Raw genomic sequence first — 17,306 nt, forward strand, 5'->3', positions numbered from 1 at the left:
AGCAGACGAACCGCCCCATCCCTCCCGCCTGCAGGTGGAATTCATGCCCACCAACCTCGAACCACACGATCACGTTCGGAAAGCGGAAGCCTTCTGAACCTGGGGCGTGGCTATGCTCGCGATCATGTGGAGAGAGTCAGTGCTGGAAGTCTTCCCTGACGCAGGGCTTCGGGAGCCGGTCGATGCATCCGAGATCGTTTCGGCGGAAGGACTCCTGGGCCGACCCGTGCCAGCGGATCTCAAGCGGTTGCTCCTGGAGAGCAACGGGGTGATCGGCCACACCCACGTGGACACCGTTTGGACCTTGGAGCAGATCGTCGACCAGAACCTCCAGTTCTGGTCCGACCGGACGTTCGCCGAGCTCTACATGCCTTTCGATGCCTTCATGTTCTTCGGGGACAACGGAGGTGGCGATCAGTTCGCCCTCGTGCAGAAGCCACAGCGTCCGGACGTCTTCGTGTGGGAGCACGAGACCGACAGCCGCCGATGGGTGGCAAACAATCTGCGCGACTACCTCGGCCGTTCCCTGCGCGTCAGTGGGGACGACTGGTATCGGTTGTAGATCACGGCCGAGTGAGGATCCGGATCCGCAGAAGGCGGAACGAGGCCCGGCCGTACATGGCTCGCTTGATCGTTTTTACCCGGTTCACGTGTCCCTCGACGGCTCCGGAGCTCCAGGGCAGGGTGAGTCCGGCGGTGACGGCGTCGAGGTCCTGGCGGAGGGAGCCGGCGAAGCCTTTCATGGGCTTCGGTGCGTCCTGTTCGGCCTGCCGGATCCACTCCTGCAGCAGGTTTCCGCGCCGGTGACGGACCAGATCGGCGAACGCTCGGGCGAGGTCGCAGGCCCGGGTGATGTCCGGGCAGGCGAGCCGGACTTGAAGCAGCCGCGCGTCCTGGCTGTCGGTGAGAGTCTCACGGGGCCTCATGATCCACGAGGTGATCTTGCGGGGGCTGGGGATGTCGGCCCGTACCGGTTCGGCGGTGCCCGCGCTCAGGGCGGCGAGGTGCTTGCGGACGACCTGGCGGCTGCCCCGGTAGCCGCGGGCCTGGATCTCCAGGAACAGCTGGGTGCCGCTGGCCTGGCCTTGGGTTTCGGTGAAGCGGGCGTTGAGGTATGCCTTGAACGGCTCCAGGACGCCGTTGGGGCGGCGGTCGCGGGCGGAGGCCAGCAGCTCGTCGAGGTCGGTGTCGCGGAAGCGGCGCACGGTCTTACGGTCGAGGTTCAGACGGCGGGCGATGGCGCTGATCGTCCAGCGTTTCTCCAGCAGGCGGTGGATGTCCTCGTAGCGGTGTCGGGTGCGCTCGATGATCTGGGTGCGGGGCAGTTCCGCGGGCGGTAACAGCATCGGGGGCGGCTCCGGCACCTCGATCACCGTCACCTCCTCGGCACGTTTGCGCAGGCAGTCGCGGTGCTGGTGGCAGGTCTTCTCCACCGCGGCGGACAGGTTCTGCAACAGGTGCCAGCGATCAGCGACTTCCAGGGCATGAGGGGCGGCTTCCCTGACAGCCTTGGTGTAGGCGCTGGCCCGGTCTCGGCAGATGATCTCGGCTCCAGGATGCTCGGTGAGCCAGGCCGCGAACGTTTCGGAGGTGCGGTCGGGCAGCACGTCCACGACCCGGCCGGCCTCGACGTCGACCAGCACGGTGCCGTAGGTGCAGCCCTTGCGGAAGGCGAACTCGTCCACCCCCAGCACCCGCGGCGCACGGTCCGGCACCGTCGGCGCCGTCAACAGCCTGAGCAGCCGGGTCCGGCCCGCGACCAGCCGCAGGCGGCGGCACAACCGCGCGGCCGGACGGCCGCCGAGCTCGATCGCGATCGACCGCAGCCAGCCTGTCAGCCCGGTGCTGGAGCGGCGGTGCCGCTCGGACAGCCCCGGCACTTGCTCGACGAACGTCTTGCGGGAACAACTCTTCCGGTCACAGAAGTACCGGCGGACCCGCAGCCGGACTATGACCCGGCGCGAGCTCAACGGCCTCTCATCCAAGGCGCGTTGGTACGTGCTGTGCACGCGTCTCGCCTGTTTCCGACAGTCCGGGCACCGACCCGGGCGAGCAGTGGACACCGCCTCCACCACAAGGACGTCGGTGGAGTCGCTGACGCGCTCCACTCGCACATCGATCCCGGGAAACAGCACAGCCTCGACCGTCTTGCTCGCCATGCCAGGTAACACTCTGCCGAAACGATCCCTCGTTCCCCTCGCTGACCTGGGGATTCACGGAACTGATGCTGTTGGTGATCTTCACTCGGTGGGGTGACTTTTGCTGACCGTGGCTGTGTTCATGTCCTCGTGATGCTGCGCTGGTGGGAGCGGGGCGGTTTCGGCGGTCGGAGGGGTGACCGCAGTGGCGATGGGTTCGGTTTCGGGGCGGATGATTCCGCCGTTGACGGTGCGGATGGCCCGGGCGAGCAGTCCACGGGGCACGGCCGCGATGTGGGTGCGTGATCGGCTGGACGGCTTGTTCACGGATGCCGATTTCACCGACTGGTATCCGGCTGACGGGCGGCCTGGGTTGTCGCCGGCTCAGCTGGCTCTCGTGTCGGTGCTGCAGTACGCGGAGAATCTCACGGACCGGCAGGCGGCGGACGCGGTCCGCTGCCGCCTGGACGGTGCCTCTGTGTTTGTCAAGCTGCCTGGTGCGGTGACGGGGGCTCGGTTTCGGCGGGTCCGGGAAGTGACTTGTCCGAAGAGTCGGCCGTCGGGGTTGGGCCGGCCGCGCTGGATGCTGAAGTCGCCCCCGGTTGTCCTCCTGGGCCCGTCGTTCGGGTGCGGCGGCGTTCGTCGGCGACCATGGTGCGCCAGACATGATCAGCGAGGCGGCGTTTCAGGCAGCGTTGTGCCTCCCGGGGTGTCTTGCCCTCGGCGATCTTGGCCTGGTAATAGGTGTGGCCCCGGGTGCCGGGCATGCGGATCTGCGTGATGGCCACGGTGTGGAGTGCCGCGTTGAGCTGGCGGTCGCCGCGCCTGGACAGGCGGTGGCGTGAGCGCTCCGCACTGGCTATCTCGATGGGAGCGGTGCCGGCGTACTGCGCAAACGCGCCGGCAGTCGCGAAGCGGGTGGGGTTTTTGGTCCGGCCGAGGAGGCGAGCGGCGGTCACGGCTCCGATGCCCGGAGTGTCGGTCAGCCGGCTTTCGGACTCGGCGACCAGCGCGGCCATGGCTTTGGCGTTGTCTTTCAGCTTCACATCCCATGTCCGGATCTCGGCGATCAGGTCAGCGGCGAGGGCGTGACGCGTGAGTTCGGCGGAGCCGACGGGGACGACCGTCTCCAGCAGCTGCTCGGCTTTGGCCGCGGACAGATCGCGCGGTGCCCCTCCGGGCAGGAGCGCCCGCAGCAGCGCGTGGAGCTGGTTCACCGCGCGGACTCTGGCCTGCGCGAGGTTGCCGCGCCGTTCGTCCAGCAGTGCCAGTGCATCCGTTGAGTTCTCGGGTTGCACCGGCCTTGCGTCGCCTTGAAGAGCGGCGACGCATGCCGCTGCGGCGGCGTCGATGCGGTCGTTCTTCCGGCCTCCGCCGCGTGAGAGCTGACGGACCCGCGCGGTCGCGCTGGGCGAGACGTCAACGACCTGTTCTCCCCGGGCGAGCAGCCATGAAGTCAGATGGTGTCCCAGGCCCCTGGCGTTCTCGACGGCCCATCGCCGCTCGGGCCACTGACGGGCCCACTCCAGCATGCTCTGATACTCCTGGAGCGTCACGTCGATGCGGATCGATGCGTAATCACGGTTGGTTTCGGGATCGACGGCCGTGGCCGTGTGGGTCGACTTATGCGGATCAATGCCGATCAGCATCATCGGCGGTCCCCTATCTCGGATGTCGGGTCAGTGGAATCCGCAGCTGACAGCCCGACTTCGAGAAACGTGGGGTGGCTGATGCTCATGCCTCTGTTGAGTCAAGCCGCGAACGGACACCGGGCAGGTCGACACACCCAAAGAGAGCCAGCCCCTGCGGGCGGCAGGAAGTACTCGAGTCAGCCTGCCCGGCGTCCTGCGGCACGTTACGGGCGGCCAACCCGATCACGAACACCGCTACCCCCCCAATACAAGTCGGCAGGTACTGCCGGAGCAGCTTGTTGGTGTTCTCGTTGGTGCCACGTTGCCAGGGGCTTCGAAGACACGTCGACACCGGTGTCGGCGGTGAGCCGTTTGTGAGCTGCCAGTTCCATGCCGCGATCCCAGGTCAGCGTGCTGCGTAGTCGGGGATCCATGCGTTTGTAGGTCTCGGTCAGAGCGGGAACGACCACGATGGTGTGGCGGCTGGCGAGTTTCACGACCGTGAGGAACCGCGATTTCCGGTCGACCAGCGTGGCGATCTGGCTGTTGTTCGAGCCGATCACCAGATCGCCTTCCAGGTGCCCGGACTCGCTGCGGTCCTCCGCCGCCTGGGGCCGCTCCTCGATCGGTCGGGCATCGGTGATCTGTGAGCGCTACTGCCCTTTCACTGTGTGGTGCTTGTTCTTCCGGATCGGGCGGCCGGTTCGCAGGCGCTTGCACAGCTCGCGGGGGATCACCTTCCATCGGGTAGTGCAGACCGATCGGTAGATCGTCTCGTGGCTGATCTCCATCGCCGGGTCGTCACCGTGATGCAGACGCAGGTGGCCGGCGATCTGTTCCGGCGACCACTCCTCCTTCAGCAGGGTCAGCACCGTCCGCCTCAGTGCGGGCCTGCGGGCGAGCAGGCACTGCTTCGGGCGCCGGGCGCGGTCAAGTGCCCTTTCCTGCGCGGCGATCGCCCGGTAAATATCGCGTCCGCCGTTGTTGCTGACTTCACGGCTGATCGTCGACACCGCACGCCCCAGGAGGCCGGCGATGGCCCGGTAGGACTCTCCGGCACGCAGCCCGCGCGAGATCTCCTCCCGCTCGCCCAAGGTCAAGCTTCCGACGCGCGCTTTGCGGGGTCCGGGAGCGATTCCTCCGTGATGCTTGAGGACAGTGAACACCGAGCCGGGCGGCTTACCGATCTGCCTCGAGATGACGCTGGTCGACTCCCCGGCTCTCCACCGCCGCCACAAATCGGCCTTCATCTCGTCCGGCATGCCCGGCCGACCCATTCTCGCCACGTAAACGGGCCTTGACCCCGAATCCTGAACACGGGTTATGCGGCTGGTGCAAGCGTAGTTGGTGTGAGGTGGAAGGCGTTCTCGAAGGCGATTGGTGATCGCTGTCCGAGGCGGGAGTGTCGGAACTTCCCGCCGTCGATGGGCAGGTAGGTGATGTCGCCGACGTACTTCGTGTTCGGCTTGCCCGCGGTGAAGTCCCGGCGGATCAGGTCCGGAGCCTTGGCCGCAGCCGGATCGGGGACGGTGGTGCGGTGCCGGCGGCGCAACCGAACCCCTTCGATCCCGGACTCCCGCATGATCCTGGCGACCCGCTTGTGGTTGACCGCCTCACCGTTCGTCTCGCGGAGCTCGGCGGTGATCCTGGGGACGCCATAGGTGCCGTCCGATTCGCGGTGCACCGCCCGTATCCGGGCGGCAAGCCGTGCGTCGGCCGCCTGCCGGGCGGCCCGGTCCGCGGCTGTCCGGCGCCAGTAGTAGAAGCTCGAGCGGCTGACACCGAGGATGCTGCAGAGCCGCTTCACGCCGTAGCGGCGCTGATGGTCGGCGACGCACTGGAAGCGGTTCAGGAGCCGTAATTTAACTATTGCCGAATTCGGGTAACTGGCTCGATTCTGTGTGGTAGTTGGGCTGTTGTGACGATTCGGGATGAAGCCCTGGCGGTACTGGATGTGAAGTTCGCGGCGGTGCTGCCGCATCTGGACGAGCGGCAGCGCCGTCTGTATCTGGCGTCAGAGGCCGAGGCGCTGGGCCATGGAGGGATCACGGCCGTGGCCCGGGTGGCGGAGGTCTCGGAGTCGACCGTCGCGCGAGGGTGTGAGGAACTCACGAGCGGAGCGGAGACGCTGGGGCGGGTGCGCAGGCCCGGCGGCGGGCGCAAGTCTGCCGCCGAGCGTGACCCCGGTCTGGTGGCGGCTCTCGAGTTGTTGATCGAGCCGCGCGAGGTGGGTGATCCGGTGTCCCCGTTGCGCTGGACCACCGCCTCGCTGCGGGATTTGTCACGGGAGTTGACCGATGCGGGTCATCCGGTCAGCGCCCCGGTAGTCGGCGGTCTGCTGCGTGCGATGGGCTTCAGCCTGCAGGGCATGGCCAAGATTCGGGCCGGCAGCCAGGTGCCTGACCGAGACGCCCAGTTCCGTCACATCAACACCGCTGCCGAACGCTTCCTGGAGGAGGGGCTGCCAGTGGTGAGCGTGGACGCGAAGCAGAAGGAGCCGATCGGCGACTTCGCCCGGCCCGGCCGCACCTACCGTCCCAAAGGCGAGCCGATCATCGCCCCGGATCACGACTTCATCGGCCCCGACACCCCGGTTGTCGGCGTACTCTCCCTTCGGACCGGGCCGGTACGTTTGAACGTCCCCAGTTGTTAGGCCACTTCGTTCTCCCGCTCGATGGCCTGGAGGCGGTTCTTGAGCCGGTAGCTCGGGCCGTTGATTGCGATCACTTCGCAGTGGTGGAGGAGGCGGTCGAGGATCGCGGTGGCGAGGACCTCGTCGCCGAACACCTGTCCCCATTCACTGAAGGTCTTGTTCGAGGTCAGGATGATGGAGCCCTTCTCGTAACGCTTGGAGATGACCTGGAAGACCAGGTTCGCCTCGGCTCGTTCGAGGGGCTGGTAGCCCACCTCATCGATCACAAGGACGCTCGGCCGCAGGTAGGTGCCGAGTTTGTTGACCAGCCGTCCGGCCGATTCGGCAGCCTTCAGATTGCGGACCATGTCGTCGAGGCTGGTGAAGTAGATCGAGTAGCCGGCCCGGCAGGCCGCGACCGCGAGAGCGACAGCGATATGCGTCTTGCCCACCCCGGGTGGCCCCAGCAGCGCGGCGTTCGCCTTGCCGTCGACGAAGGAGAGGCTGGCGAGGTCTTTGACCTTGCGCGGGTCGAGCTCGGGCTGGAACGAGAAGTCGTACTCGTCCAGCGTCTTGTGGTGCGGCAGCTTCGACAGTCGCAGGCCCTGACGGAAACGCCGGTCGTCCCGGACGGCCAGTTCCTCGGACAGGACCAGGTCGAGGAAATCGAGGTAGCCCATCTTCGCCTCGTCGGCCCGGCGGGTGTACTCGTTGATGGTCTCTGCCAGGTGCGGCAGGCCGAGCTTGCCGGCCGTGGTGCGGATGCGGTTGCCGGTCAGCTCGCTCAAGACGGCTCCTTCGTCGGGGAGTTGGTGGTGAAGGGCCGGGTGCCGGTCAGTTCGTCATAGACCGACAGTGGCCGCCTCCCGACCTCGATCTGGGTTGCAGCGGCCCGGTTCAACAGGGCCTGCAAGGGCCCGATGCGACCCGCCGCGGGGGACTCGCTCCGCGGTGGTGGCGGCTCGTCGCCCGTCGTGGTGCGGCGATTCTTGCCGGTTGGCAGGCCGTCCCAGTGCTCATCCTGCTTGACAACCACGCCGCGGCCGACCGCCCGCCGCAAGCACTTCCACGGCGCCCGCGTCATCAACTACCTGCGCCTGACCGGACGTCTCGCCCCCGACTGGCACTCGGATGCAGCTCTGGCCCGGGCCCGGCACCTCGCCGACACCGCCCCCGCCTCGTTCCGCGCCCCGCTCAACCGGTGGATCGATGTCCTGTGCGGCACGGCTCCACGCCCCAGTCGGCCACTCGCCCCGTCGACCGTCTGCTCCCACCTGCGCCTGGCCGCGCCCCCGCTGCGCACCTGGTACGAGGACGGCGTCACCGATCTGCGGGCCGTCACCCGTACCCACATCGAGCAGGCGCTCGAACCGATACACGGAGAAGCCGCCAAGTCCCGGGCCACCGCCCTGCGCTCACTGTTCCGGGCCCTCAAACGCGAAAAGCTCATCTTCCGCGACCCGGCCCGCACTGTCTCCCTGACCACCGCCGTCGTGTTGCCGCGACCGCTGGCCGACGACATGCTGCGCGGCGCTCTCGACCGCCTCTCCAACCCACGCGACCGGCTCAGCTTCGCACTCGCCGCCGTACATGCTCTGAGCACCCACGACCAGCGCCATCTGCTGCTGGACGACCTCGACCACAGCCGCGCCATCCTCCGCGTGCGCCGCACCGGCAAGCCCGTCCACACCGTCTACCTGGACGAACTCACCTACCGCCTGGCACGGCAGTGGCTGGCCGAACGCCACCGACGCTGGCCCGGCACCACCAGCCCATACCTGCTGGTCACTGCCCATACCGCCACCGACGACACCCAGCCCCCGGTGTCGATCCAGGCGATCAACAAGCCCCTGCGCGCCCACGGCCACCAGGCGGGCCGCCTGCGTGTGGACCGCATCCTCAACGAGGCCCAGCACACTGACGACCCCCTCCACCTCATCCGCCTCTTCGGTCTCTCTCCCCGCACCGCCATGAAGTACATCCACGCCGCGCACCCGCACCGCAGCCAGAGCGACCCGATCATGTCCTGAGCAGCACGGGCTGTAGGAATGTGAGGTGCTTGGGCACTCCGACCTGGAACGTTGCGGTGATGAGGGTCCCAGTAGTTCTCGCGGAAAACAGCACTACGCCGTGCGGCAGCCCATCGCTCCGGGCTCGGCCCCCGATCGAGCGCGGCTGGGTGAGGCGTTGACCCTCATAGCTAATGTGACTAATCTATAGCTAATGACATTAGCTACTTTGATGGAGGACGGCATGACCGAGCACCTGAGGATCGGCAAGAACACCATCGCCTTCGACGTGACCGGGGAAGGTCCCCTGGTCGTGCTGGCGCACGGTATCGGCGACAGCCGGCACTCCTACCGCTTCCTCGTTCCCGGCCTGGTGGCCGCCGGTTACCGGGTCGCGAACGTCGACATCCGCGGGTGCGGTGAGTCCAGCCTCGGCTGGGACGGTTACAGCCGCACCGACATCGCCGGAGATCTGGTCGCCGTCGTGCGTCACCTCGGCGGCCCGGCCGTGATCATCGGGCAGTCGATCAGCGGCGGCGCCGCGACCATCGCGGCCGCCACTGCGCCCGACGTGATCAGCGGAGTGATCGAGCTGGCTCCGTTCACCCGTGCACAGCCGGTCGACCTGGGCGGGCTGATCCGGGTCAAGCGTTTCCGGACCGGGTACACGCGGATGGCAATGGTCATCGTCCGGGGACGCCTGGCGGACTGGAAGAAGTACCTCGACGTGGCCTACCCGGCCAAACCCGCCGACTGGAACAGCGAACTGGCCCGCATAGAGGCCACGCTGAGTGAACCCGGCCGGATGAAGGCCCTGCAGGACATGTGCAAGTCCAAGCCCACCGACGCCGGCACCCAGCTCGCCCACGTCACCTGTCCGGTCCTGGTCGTCGAAGGCAGCCTGGACCCCGACTGGGCCGACCCCCGCGCCGAAGGGGCGAAGATCATCGCCGATCTGCCCGCCGGCCTCGGCGAGCTGGCCGTGATCGACGGCGCCGGCCACTACCCGCACGCCCAGACCCCCGACCAGGTCCTCGCGCTGGCACTGCCGTTCCTGGCCAAGGCGGCCAGCCGTGCCTAGGGCCGGACTCACCGCCACGGCAGTCACCGAAGCCGCCGCCGCCCTGGTCGACGAGGTCGGGTTCGACCAGCTCGGCATGGGCCTGGTCGCCGAACGGCTCGGAGTCAAAACCCCCTCGCTGTACAAGCACGTCACCGGCCAGACCGACCTCGCCCACCGGATCGCCATCCTGGCCATGAACCAGTGCGCCGACGCCATCCGTGACGCCATCCAGGGCCGGGCCGGCACCGAAGCCCTGGCCCGCGGCGCACAGGCGATGCGGACGTTCGTCAAGGACCACCACGGCCGATACGCCGCAGCCAACGCCGCCCGCCCGACCGGACCCGACGACCCCCTCATCGACGCCCTCAACCGGGTGGTCGACTCCTGGGCCGCCATGCTCCACGGCTACCACATCGACCCCGACCAGCAGATCCACGCGCTGCGGATGCTGCGCACCGTCCTGCACGGATACGCATCCCTGGAAGCAGCCGGCGGGTTCCAGTTCGCCACCGACATCGACGACAGCTTCACCTGGATGATCGACTTCATCGACCACGGCCTGCAGGAGACCACGGTCACCAGCACCCACAGCGCCCCTCCCGCAGGGCCGCGCCGGGCGTGACGCTCTGACCGTCGTGGACTGCGCTCCACGCCAGTCCCCGGCCCCACCGGCCACCGGTAGGCCACCCGCTCGCCGACCCCCCGTCCCTCCCTCCCGCACCAGCCAGAAGTGGAAACCACCATGAAGCCGGTCCTCACCGCCGTTATTGACATCGACGCCACCCCACAAGCGGTGTGGGACGGCCTCACCGACTTCGCCGCCTACGGCGAGTGGAGCACCTTCTCCGCCGCCGAGGGAACCGCTCAAGTGGGAAGCCGGCTCACGATGCGCATGCCGGGCATGACCTTCAGGCCCACGGTCACCGTCGCGATGCCTGGCCAGGAACTGCGGTGGGTCGGCACGCTCGGCATCAAGCAGCTGTTCCACGGCCAGCACTCCTTCGTCCTTTCCCCCAACCATGACGGCACCACCCGCCTGACCAACCACGAGGAATTCTCCGGCGCCCTGGTCACCCTGATCCGGCCCTTCCTCAGAACACCCAAAAAAGACGGGTACGCCACCTTCAACACCGGCCTCAAGCAGCGGGTGGAAGACCGCACCGAGCTCAGGCCGGGCGCGTGAGGTGCCGGTGGCCGGGGTGGTCGCGGGGATCGGGATAGCCGCCGCGATTCCCTGCCCCAGACCCTCGCTGCCGCCGGCGAACTCCAGCGCGGCCTCCAACGCGAACTGACCTACGACAGGCTGCGGCCGCCGAGGCGAAGGGCAACAAGGGCGGGCGCCGCCCCGCCGTCACGGCCGCGAAGACCGATGCCGTGCGCACTGCGTACCTGGAAGGCCGGTCCATCGCCTCCAGCTCCCCGGCCAGCACCTCCCACGCGCGGGCGACCAGCCGGGACGCCTTCTCCAGCTGCGGCATCGTGGACAGCCGTTCCTTCTCCGTCGTCCGCTTCGCCGTGCTCAGCAGCCGGGAAGTCATCAGAACCTGGAACAGGTCCAGGGCCTCGTCGATCGCCTTCGCCTCCAGGTGCCGCATCACCACGGTGAGCATCGCCGTGCGCTTGGGCTCCGACGCCCGCTCCAGCAACGCCGCCTTCGACCCCAGCGCGTACCGGGCCAGCGCCGCCATCCGGTTCAAGGTTCCGGATCCCCGCAGGCCTCAGGGACGGCTAGGAGGTCCGGATCCGCGAGCTCGGCGCCCCCGGCAAGCACTGCGGTGCGCCAGGAGACCTGTACGTCACCGTGCACGTCACCGACTGATCCGCCGCGCTTCCAGGTTCCGCGGCAGCATGCGGCACGGTGCGCGAGGACGATCCGTGGGCCGCTGCACTGTCTGGGAGCGCGGCCTGGCGCAGGTACGGGGTCGGGTCAGCGCACGCGTCCGAGGTGAATGACGCTGACGCGGATCTGCTGGTCGCTGATCTCGTACATCACGCGGTAGGTGCCGACGTGGATGCGCAGCAGGCCGGCGCTGCCGAACGCCCCGTCGGGACGGGGGTTGTCGGCGAGGTGGTCGACGGCGGTGAACACCTGCCGTACCCCGTCGGGGTCGTCCTTGGCGAACCGCTCCGCTTGGGCGAGGGCCTCGGGTTCCCAGATGACCTCGTAGCTCACGCCTCAGCTCCGCCGAACACACGGCGGTACGCCTCGTCGTGGGGGACTCCGGCGTTCTCGCCGCGGGCCTGGCGGGCGCGGTAGGCGGCCAGCGCGCGCAGTTCCTGCAGTTCCAGGGCGTCGGCGGGGCTGACGAGTATGGCGACGGTCTGCCCGTGGTCGGTGATGGCGACCGGTTCACGGGTGGCGCTGACCTCGCGCGCGATGGCGCCCAGGCGGGCGCGGGCTTCCACGATCGAGTAGGTCGTCTCCGTCATGCACACCACCTTACAGAAGTGTGCATGTTGGGGGCCTGCGTTCTGCGGCATGGTCCGGCGCCCACGCGGGCGGGTGCGGCACTACTGTTAATCCCCTCGAACTGTGGAGATCTTCTAAGCGGCCAGTTCCAAGGCGGAGTTGGCCCGGTGGTCGTGTTCGTAGTCGATCGGACTCTGATATCCACACACGCTGTGTAGCCGACGGCCGTTGTAGAAGCCGGTGATCCAGGTCGCGATCCGCCGCCGGGCCTCGGTGCGGGTGGCGAACGTGTGCCGGTAGACGTACTCGACCTTGAGCACGCTGTTGAGCGCCTTGCTGACGGCGTTGATGCCCCTATGGATGTCAAGCGGCGTCTCGGGCTGGTTCCATGCGGTCTGCCACGGTGGTTTTGGGGACGATGATTCGGTAGATCTCTCGTGCGACGTACCGTTTGAGGCAGCGGATGATTTCACGGCGCGTCTTGCCCTCGGCGAGGCGTCGGCGCATGTAGTCCTGGGTGCGGTTTTGCCAGCGTAGGCGACTGAGGATGATCCGGAAGAGGGCGGCATTGGCCTGGCGGTCGCCGCCTCGGTTGAGCCGGCGGCGCTGGGTCTTGCCGGAGGATGCCTCGACCGGGCTGGTGCCGCACAAGGCGGCGAAGGATGCCTCGTTGCCGAGGCGTTCGGGGTTGTCCCCGGCAGCGATGAGCAGGGCCGCGGCGCTGTCCGGGCCGACGCCATTCACCTCGAGCAGTCCAGGAGTGCTTGCCGTGACCGCTTCGGCTATCCGCCCGGTGAGGTCGTTGATCTCCTCGGTCAGGCTCTGGATGCGGCGCGCCAGCAGTCTCAAGGTGTGCCGCGCGGCCCCTGCCGGCCCGGAGATGTCCGACTCCGTGGGTGCGGCGCACTGCTTGAACAGCTTCGGGTTGCTCAGCCCGGCCAGGAACTCGCGAAGTTCGGCGTCCGCGCATACCAGGACGCTCTTGAGCTGGTTGATGGCCTGGGTGCGGGACTTGATCGCGGACCCTTTGGCCAGTTTGAACAGCCGTAGCATCTCCACCGGGCCGTCGCTCGTCTTCGCTGTGGCCGTGGCCCGGCCGGACAACACGGCGCGGGCGGCGGCTTCGGCATCGATGGCGTCGGTCTTGCCGTGGCGCCGTCGGGCCGCCTTGTCGGGCTGGTTTACCTCGGTCACCTCGATGTCTTCGGTCCGCAGATGCCGGGTCAGAGCGGCTCCGTAGGAGCCGGTGCACTCGACTCCAGCGCGCCGCAGCACACCGAACGAGCGGGCCCACGCGACGAGCTGACGATAGCCCTCGGCCGTCGCCGGGAAGCTGCGGCCGTCCAGGGCGGCGCCGAGCGTGGTGACAACGGCTGCGGCGTGGACGCCCTTGTGGGTGTCGACGCCGAGCAGGACTTCCTCGGCGGCGCCGGCCGGGATGTGCCACGAGGCAGCGGACCGCGTGATGCTGGGCAAGATCGCTTGTCTCCTGATCGCCTCGGATGCTGGTGGCCGTCGCCGGGCCGGGGCGGTCAAGACTGTGACGGTGCCTGTCGCGAAGGCCCCTATCGGGACACATCCCCTGCCCGGCGGCAACAAGTGACGCTCCAGGCAGTGGCCGACAGATCTCCGGTCCGTGCCCGGTGCGGATCTTCGAGGCGTCCTCGCCGAACGTGGTGTCTCTTACGTGGTGCACGGGCTCGATGCCCCATTGCGCGCGGGCGAGTTGGCCGATGGCCTGGGGAGATGCCGCACGCGCTGTCAGGTCGGTGATGGCGTGGACGGTTTCGCGGGTGATCTTGCCGGTCTTGAGGTGGTCCGGTGCCGGTGGATCTTCGCGGCCTGTGCCACGTGCGGGAAGTCCAGCCTGAGAGCGGTGACGGTGAGGGTGCGTATCGAGCGGGTCTCACGTCGTCCGTGCCCCGCCTCGCGGTCGTAGCGGCGGGCGGTCACCTCCTTCCACGGCAGCGAGCGCAACGCGTTGTGCAGCGTCGGCTGGTTCCGCTTGACCACGAGCAGGTAGTGCGCCCTCTTCGCTTCGACCAGCCACCTGGCGTGGTCACGGTGGGTGTGCAGGGCGTCGGCGGTCACCACGACACCGGCCAGGTCGAACGGGGACAGCAGCTTCGTGAAGCCGGTGACCTCGGTGGTCCTGTCCGGCACCCGCAGCTGGCTGACGGTGCGTCCGCCTTCCAGGACGGCGGAGAGCAAGTGGGCGGCCGGGCCGGTGTCCGTGCGCGAGCCGCGGGCGGTCTTGCCGTCCATGGCCAGGTGCCGGCTGCCCGCGGGGTCGCATCCGAGCAGGTCGGCAAGCCCGCCGGGACATACGAGAGTCAGGAGACGGCGGATGGTGGAGCCCGACGGCGCACGGCGCACGCCCAGCGGGCCGGCGGCGCGCACGCCGAGGCGGGCCAGTGCATCCAGGGGCGCGTGGCGGGCCCACTGGCCCACGGCCAGATAGGAACGAGCCCCGGCCAGCACCGCACAGCAGGCGGTGAGCAGGACCGATGCCAGCGAATGGCGCCGTCCCCGCCGATCTCGCGGATCGCGAAGAACGGCCAGCCGTTCGGCGACACCGTTCACGCCGCGCTGGGCGGCGGTGGGCGACTTGGTCAGGCAGACAGTGGCAGACTGGTGGCACATCGAAGCTCCGGGCGGGCAGGGCGACTTGGGAAGGTCACCCCGTCAACCGGAGCTTCGTTGTGTTCGTGACGGACCTCCGCCGGATCGTCACACCTCAGCGACCTGCACGTTTCCATGACCCCCAGGACTTTGAATCAGCCCTGAGGCCACCCACGGTCTTCCAGACCTACCTCGACTCCCGCAACCTCAACTGGGAATGCTGGTGGCGACAAGGCAAGTAAGCCGACGGTCGAAGATCCCCGACTGTGAGGATGTGGGAGGCACCGCTCGAGGGTCTGACCCGATCTCCGATTGACGCTCTGGTTGTCCTCACTCTGAATCGTCGACCTGCGAGCGGTGTCATTGCGCGTACCGGCTCGGCGATCGTGACCTCATAGGAGCTTGACCGAGGCGGTCCCATCACAGTCGTGTCCGTCCGCCGAGCCGGTGCGCGCGAGCCCACACCTCCGCGCACGGAAGGACCAACACGGCTGCCATGCCACAGCCCATCGAAGTGATCGGCGGGATCGACACCCACACCGACGTCCACCAGGCCGCCGTCATCGACACCATCGGTCGGCACCTGGCCACCGAGGCATTCCCCACCACGTCTGAAGGCTATCGGCTGCTGCTGACGTGGCTGCACTCGCACGGCCAGGTGCTGACCGTGGGCATGGAGGGCACCGGATCCTACGGCGCCGAACTGGCCCGGCACTTGCGTGCCAACCAGATCACCGTGGTCGAAGTGGACCGGCCCGACCGTCGAGCTCGCCGCGCCGCCGGCAAATCCGATCCCGTCGATGCCTACGCCGCCGCCACCGCAGTGCTCTCCGGCCGAGCCAACGGCACCCCGAAGGAACGCGATGGCACCGTCGAAGCGATCCGCACACTGCGCGTGGTCCGCGCCAGCGCCATCAAGGCCCGCACCCAGACCATCAACCAGCTCAAATCACTGATCATCACCGCGCCTGCCGCGACGCGCGAAACACTGCGCTCACTGACCATCACCGAGCTGATACGCCGCCTGACCGCAAGCCGGCCCGGCTCCGATCTGACCACCCCGGCCGCCGCCGTCAAACTCGCGCTCAAACGCCTGGCCAAGCGATACCAGCACCTGAGCGAAGAGATCGCGGACGCGGACACCGAGCTGCGCGTCCTGATCACCCACACCGCGGCCCAACTGCTCGCGCTACCGGGCGTCGGGACCGAAACCGCCGGACAGTTGCTGGTCACCGCCGGGGACAACCCCGACAGGCTCGTCTCGGGCATCCTTCGCCCACCTGTGCGCAGCCGCGCCTGTCCCAGCCTCCTCGGGCCGCACTGACCGCCATCGGCTCAACCGCGGCGGCGACCGCCAGGCCAACCGCGCGCTGCACACCATCGTCCTGGTCCGCATGCGTCACGACCCACGCACCCGCGACTACGTCGCACGACGCACCCTCGAAGGGCTCAAGACGAAGGACATCTTCAGATGCCTCAAGCGCTTCGTCGCGCGAGAGGTCTACCGACACGTCACCAGCGCACCATCAACATCTTCAGCCACTTGACGCTCTATAGGAGCTTCAGAGTCGCTCAGTGAGGTAACGGTCGCGATGGAGGAGCGGATCGTGGTGTACCTCCAGCGGGTGTGGGAGAAGGAACGTAGTGGGCGCGGGCCTGTGGACTCCTCCCTTTCCCACGCCGCTCCCAGATGACCTTGTGAAAGCGGCTCCGCCGCTGTTCAGCGGCCTTGAAGTCTTGGAGTACGAATGATCCTCTGGATCAACGGTGCGTTCGGTGCGGGGAAGACCGCCACCGCACGGGAACTGATCGAGCTGATCCCGAACAGCACGCTCTTCGACCCCGAGGTCGTCGGAGGCACACTCACGCAACTGCTCCCGGCCAAGCACCTCGCCGAGGTCGGCGATCTCCAGGACCTGCCGATCTGGCGCCGGCTCGTGGTCGACACCGCCGCGGCCATGCTCGCCGAGCTCGGCGGCGTCCTCGTCGTCCCGATGACCCTGCTGCGTCAGGAGTACCGCGACGAGATCTTCGGCGGGCTCGCCGCACGCCGGATTCCCGTACGGCATGTGCTCCTCGCCCCGGCGGAAACGATCCTGCGTGAGCGAATAGCCGGGCGCGAGGTGCCCCCGGAGCTGCCCGACGGCGAGATACGCGTGCGCCAGTGGTCCTACGACCACATCGAGCCCTACCGGGCCGCGCTCGCCTGGCTCACCGCCGACGCCCACCCCGTGGACACCAGCGCGCTCACCCCGTACGACACCGCCCTGCGCGTCGCCGAAGCCGTACGCACCGGGGAGGCACCCGTGTGCGCCATCGTGCAGACGCCCGAACCCACCGCCGAGACCGTCGCCGCCGGGGTGCTCCTCTTCGACGAGAGCGACCGGGTCCTGCTCGTCGACCCGACGTACAAGGCCGGATGGGAGTTCCCCGGCGGGGTCGTCGAGGCCGGCGAGGCCCCCGCCCGTGCCGGTATGCGCGAGGTCACCGAGGAGACCGGCATCACCCTCGACGAGGTGCCCACGCTCCTCGTCGTCGACTGGGAATCGCCCGCACCACCCGGCTACGGCGGTCTCCGGCTCCTGTTCGACGGCGGACACCTGGACGAACAGGCCGTCCGGGGACTCCTGCTCCCCGGACCGGAACTGCGCGGCTGGCGCTTCGTCACCGAGCAGGAGGCCGCCGACCTGCTGCCGCCCGTGCGCTACGAACGGCTCCGCTGGGCCCTGCGGGCCCGCGAGCGCGGCGCCGCGCTGTATCTGGAGGCCGGGGTGCCGCTGGGCTGACGCCGGGCGTTCTCC

19 protein-coding genes and 4 pseudogenes are annotated in these 17,306 nt (G+C 68.3%); 11 read left to right on the top strand and 12 right to left on the bottom strand.

What is annotated here, in order from left to right:
- Positions 1-124: 124 nt before the first annotated feature.
- Positions 125-562, top strand: coding sequence for an SMI1/KNR4 family protein (locus ACFYW8_RS02720; RefSeq protein ID WP_389068106.1), 438 nt, complete (start codon positions 125-127; stop codon positions 560-562).
- A 1-nt stretch (position 563) separates the two neighbouring features.
- On the opposite strand, the gene ACFYW8_RS02725 is transcribed toward ACFYW8_RS02720, so the two are convergent.
- A complete protein-coding gene (locus ACFYW8_RS02725) occupies positions 564-2,159 on the bottom strand; it encodes an ISL3 family transposase (RefSeq protein WP_389066642.1) in 1,596 nt (531 codons plus the stop codon).
- A 271-nt stretch (positions 2,160-2,430) separates the two neighbouring features.
- Here ACFYW8_RS02725 and ACFYW8_RS02730 point away from each other — a divergent pair.
- Positions 2,431-2,592 (top strand): annotated as a pseudogene (locus ACFYW8_RS02730) (transposase); the annotation flags it as partial.
- A gap of 31 nt (positions 2,593-2,623) precedes the next feature.
- Here ACFYW8_RS02730 and ACFYW8_RS02735 read toward each other — a convergent pair.
- The 4 genes and pseudogenes from ACFYW8_RS02735 to ACFYW8_RS02750 all read right to left on the bottom strand — a co-directional run.
- A complete protein-coding gene (locus ACFYW8_RS02735; protein WP_389066646.1) occupies positions 2,624-3,790 on the bottom strand; it encodes an IS110 family transposase in 1,167 nt (388 codons plus the stop codon).
- A gap of 203 nt (positions 3,791-3,993) precedes the next feature.
- Positions 3,994-4,413 (bottom strand): IS30 family transposase, encoded by a 420-nt coding sequence (locus ACFYW8_RS02740; protein WP_389068109.1) that lies wholly within the window; start codon positions 4,411-4,413, stop codon positions 3,994-3,996.
- 9 nt (positions 4,414-4,422) lie between these two features.
- On the bottom strand, positions 4,423-5,031 hold the full coding sequence (locus ACFYW8_RS02745; RefSeq protein ID WP_389066651.1) for a transposase: 609 nt from the start codon (positions 5,029-5,031) through the stop codon (positions 4,423-4,425).
- Between the two features lie 89 nt (positions 5,032-5,120).
- Positions 5,121-5,624: pseudogene (locus ACFYW8_RS02750) on the bottom strand (IS3 family transposase); the annotation flags it as partial.
- A 99-nt stretch (positions 5,625-5,723) separates the two neighbouring features.
- Here ACFYW8_RS02750 and ACFYW8_RS02755 point away from each other — a divergent pair.
- Positions 5,724-6,422: an ISAzo13 family transposase gene (locus ACFYW8_RS02755; RefSeq protein WP_389066653.1), complete on the top strand. Its 699-nt coding sequence runs from the start codon at positions 5,724-5,726 to the stop codon at positions 6,420-6,422.
- Here the strand turns inward: ACFYW8_RS02755 and istB are convergent.
- Positions 6,419-7,189, bottom strand: coding sequence for an IS21-like element helper ATPase IstB (gene istB, locus ACFYW8_RS02760; RefSeq protein ID WP_189845846.1), 771 nt, complete (start codon positions 7,187-7,189; stop codon positions 6,419-6,421). The genes ACFYW8_RS02755 and istB overlap by 4 nt on opposite strands.
- Before the next feature lie 237 nt (positions 7,190-7,426).
- On the opposite strand from istB, the gene ACFYW8_RS02765 reads away from it, so the two are divergent.
- The 5 genes and pseudogenes from ACFYW8_RS02765 to ACFYW8_RS02785 form a co-directional block, all read left to right on the top strand.
- A complete protein-coding gene (locus ACFYW8_RS02765; protein ID WP_389066659.1) occupies positions 7,427-8,431 on the top strand; it encodes a hypothetical protein in 1,005 nt (334 codons plus the stop codon).
- A gap of 223 nt (positions 8,432-8,654) precedes the next feature.
- The gene (locus ACFYW8_RS02770) at positions 8,655-9,491 is read left to right on the top strand and encodes an alpha/beta fold hydrolase (RefSeq protein ID WP_389066662.1); all 837 of its coding nucleotides are present in this window, start codon (positions 8,655-8,657) and stop codon (positions 9,489-9,491) included.
- Positions 9,484-10,095, top strand: a complete 612-nt coding sequence (locus tag ACFYW8_RS02775) for a TetR-like C-terminal domain-containing protein (protein WP_389066667.1) — start codon at positions 9,484-9,486, stop codon at positions 10,093-10,095. Before ACFYW8_RS02770 ends, ACFYW8_RS02775 begins: the two co-directional genes overlap by 8 nt.
- 108 nt (positions 10,096-10,203) lie before the next feature.
- Positions 10,204-10,656 carry an SRPBCC family protein gene (locus tag ACFYW8_RS02780; protein WP_389066670.1) on the top strand — a complete coding sequence of 151 codons (453 nt, stop codon included), beginning with the start codon at positions 10,204-10,206 and terminating at the stop codon, positions 10,654-10,656.
- Between the two features lie 57 nt (positions 10,657-10,713).
- Positions 10,714-10,886 (top strand): annotated as a pseudogene (locus ACFYW8_RS02785) (recombinase family protein); the annotation flags it as partial.
- Here ACFYW8_RS02785 and ACFYW8_RS02790 read toward each other — a convergent pair.
- The 6 genes and pseudogenes from ACFYW8_RS02790 to ACFYW8_RS02815 form a co-directional block, all read right to left on the bottom strand.
- Positions 10,826-11,167 (bottom strand): annotated as a pseudogene (locus tag ACFYW8_RS02790) (Tn3 family transposase); the annotation flags it as partial. The pseudogenes ACFYW8_RS02785 and ACFYW8_RS02790 overlap by 61 nt on opposite strands.
- A gap of 233 nt (positions 11,168-11,400) precedes the next feature.
- Entirely contained in the window at positions 11,401-11,646 is a 246-nt protein-coding gene (locus ACFYW8_RS02795; RefSeq protein ID WP_389066674.1) for a type II toxin-antitoxin system RelE/ParE family toxin, read from the bottom strand.
- A complete protein-coding gene (locus ACFYW8_RS02800) occupies positions 11,643-11,903 on the bottom strand; it encodes a type II toxin-antitoxin system Phd/YefM family antitoxin (protein ID WP_389066676.1) in 261 nt (86 codons plus the stop codon). The genes ACFYW8_RS02795 and ACFYW8_RS02800 overlap by 4 nt, the downstream gene beginning before the upstream one ends.
- Positions 11,904-12,017: 114 nt before the next feature.
- Positions 12,018-12,203 (bottom strand): IS3 family transposase, encoded by a 186-nt coding sequence (locus ACFYW8_RS02805; protein WP_389066679.1) that lies wholly within the window; start codon positions 12,201-12,203, stop codon positions 12,018-12,020.
- Positions 12,204-12,246: 43 nt separating this feature from the next.
- A complete protein-coding gene (locus tag ACFYW8_RS02810; protein WP_389068112.1) occupies positions 12,247-13,323 on the bottom strand; it encodes an IS110 family transposase in 1,077 nt (358 codons plus the stop codon).
- 321 nt (positions 13,324-13,644) lie between these two features.
- Complete coding sequence (locus ACFYW8_RS02815) at positions 13,645-14,526, bottom strand: ISAs1 family transposase (RefSeq protein ID WP_389066684.1); 882 nt, start codon at positions 14,524-14,526, stop codon at positions 13,645-13,647.
- A 493-nt stretch (positions 14,527-15,019) separates the two neighbouring features.
- Here ACFYW8_RS02815 and ACFYW8_RS02820 point away from each other — a divergent pair, with 493 nt between their 5' ends.
- The 3 genes from ACFYW8_RS02820 to ACFYW8_RS02830 all read left to right on the top strand — a co-directional run bounded on the left by ACFYW8_RS02820 (position 15,020) and on the right by ACFYW8_RS02830 (position 17,291).
- Positions 15,020-15,829, top strand: coding sequence for a transposase (locus tag ACFYW8_RS02820; RefSeq protein WP_389066688.1), 810 nt, complete (start codon positions 15,020-15,022; stop codon positions 15,827-15,829).
- On the top strand, positions 15,786-16,052 hold the full coding sequence (locus ACFYW8_RS02825) for a transposase (protein ID WP_389068114.1): 267 nt from the start codon (positions 15,786-15,788) through the stop codon (positions 16,050-16,052). Before ACFYW8_RS02820 ends, ACFYW8_RS02825 begins: the two co-directional genes overlap by 44 nt.
- 201 nt (positions 16,053-16,253) lie before the next feature.
- Positions 16,254-17,291 (top strand): NUDIX domain-containing protein, encoded by a 1,038-nt coding sequence (locus tag ACFYW8_RS02830; protein WP_389066693.1) that lies wholly within the window; start codon positions 16,254-16,256, stop codon positions 17,289-17,291.
- Positions 17,292-17,306: the final 15 nt, after the last annotated feature.

Source organism: Streptomyces sp. NPDC002742 (genome assembly GCF_042888885.1).
Lineage (GTDB): Bacteria > Actinomycetota > Actinomycetes > Streptomycetales > Streptomycetaceae > Streptomyces.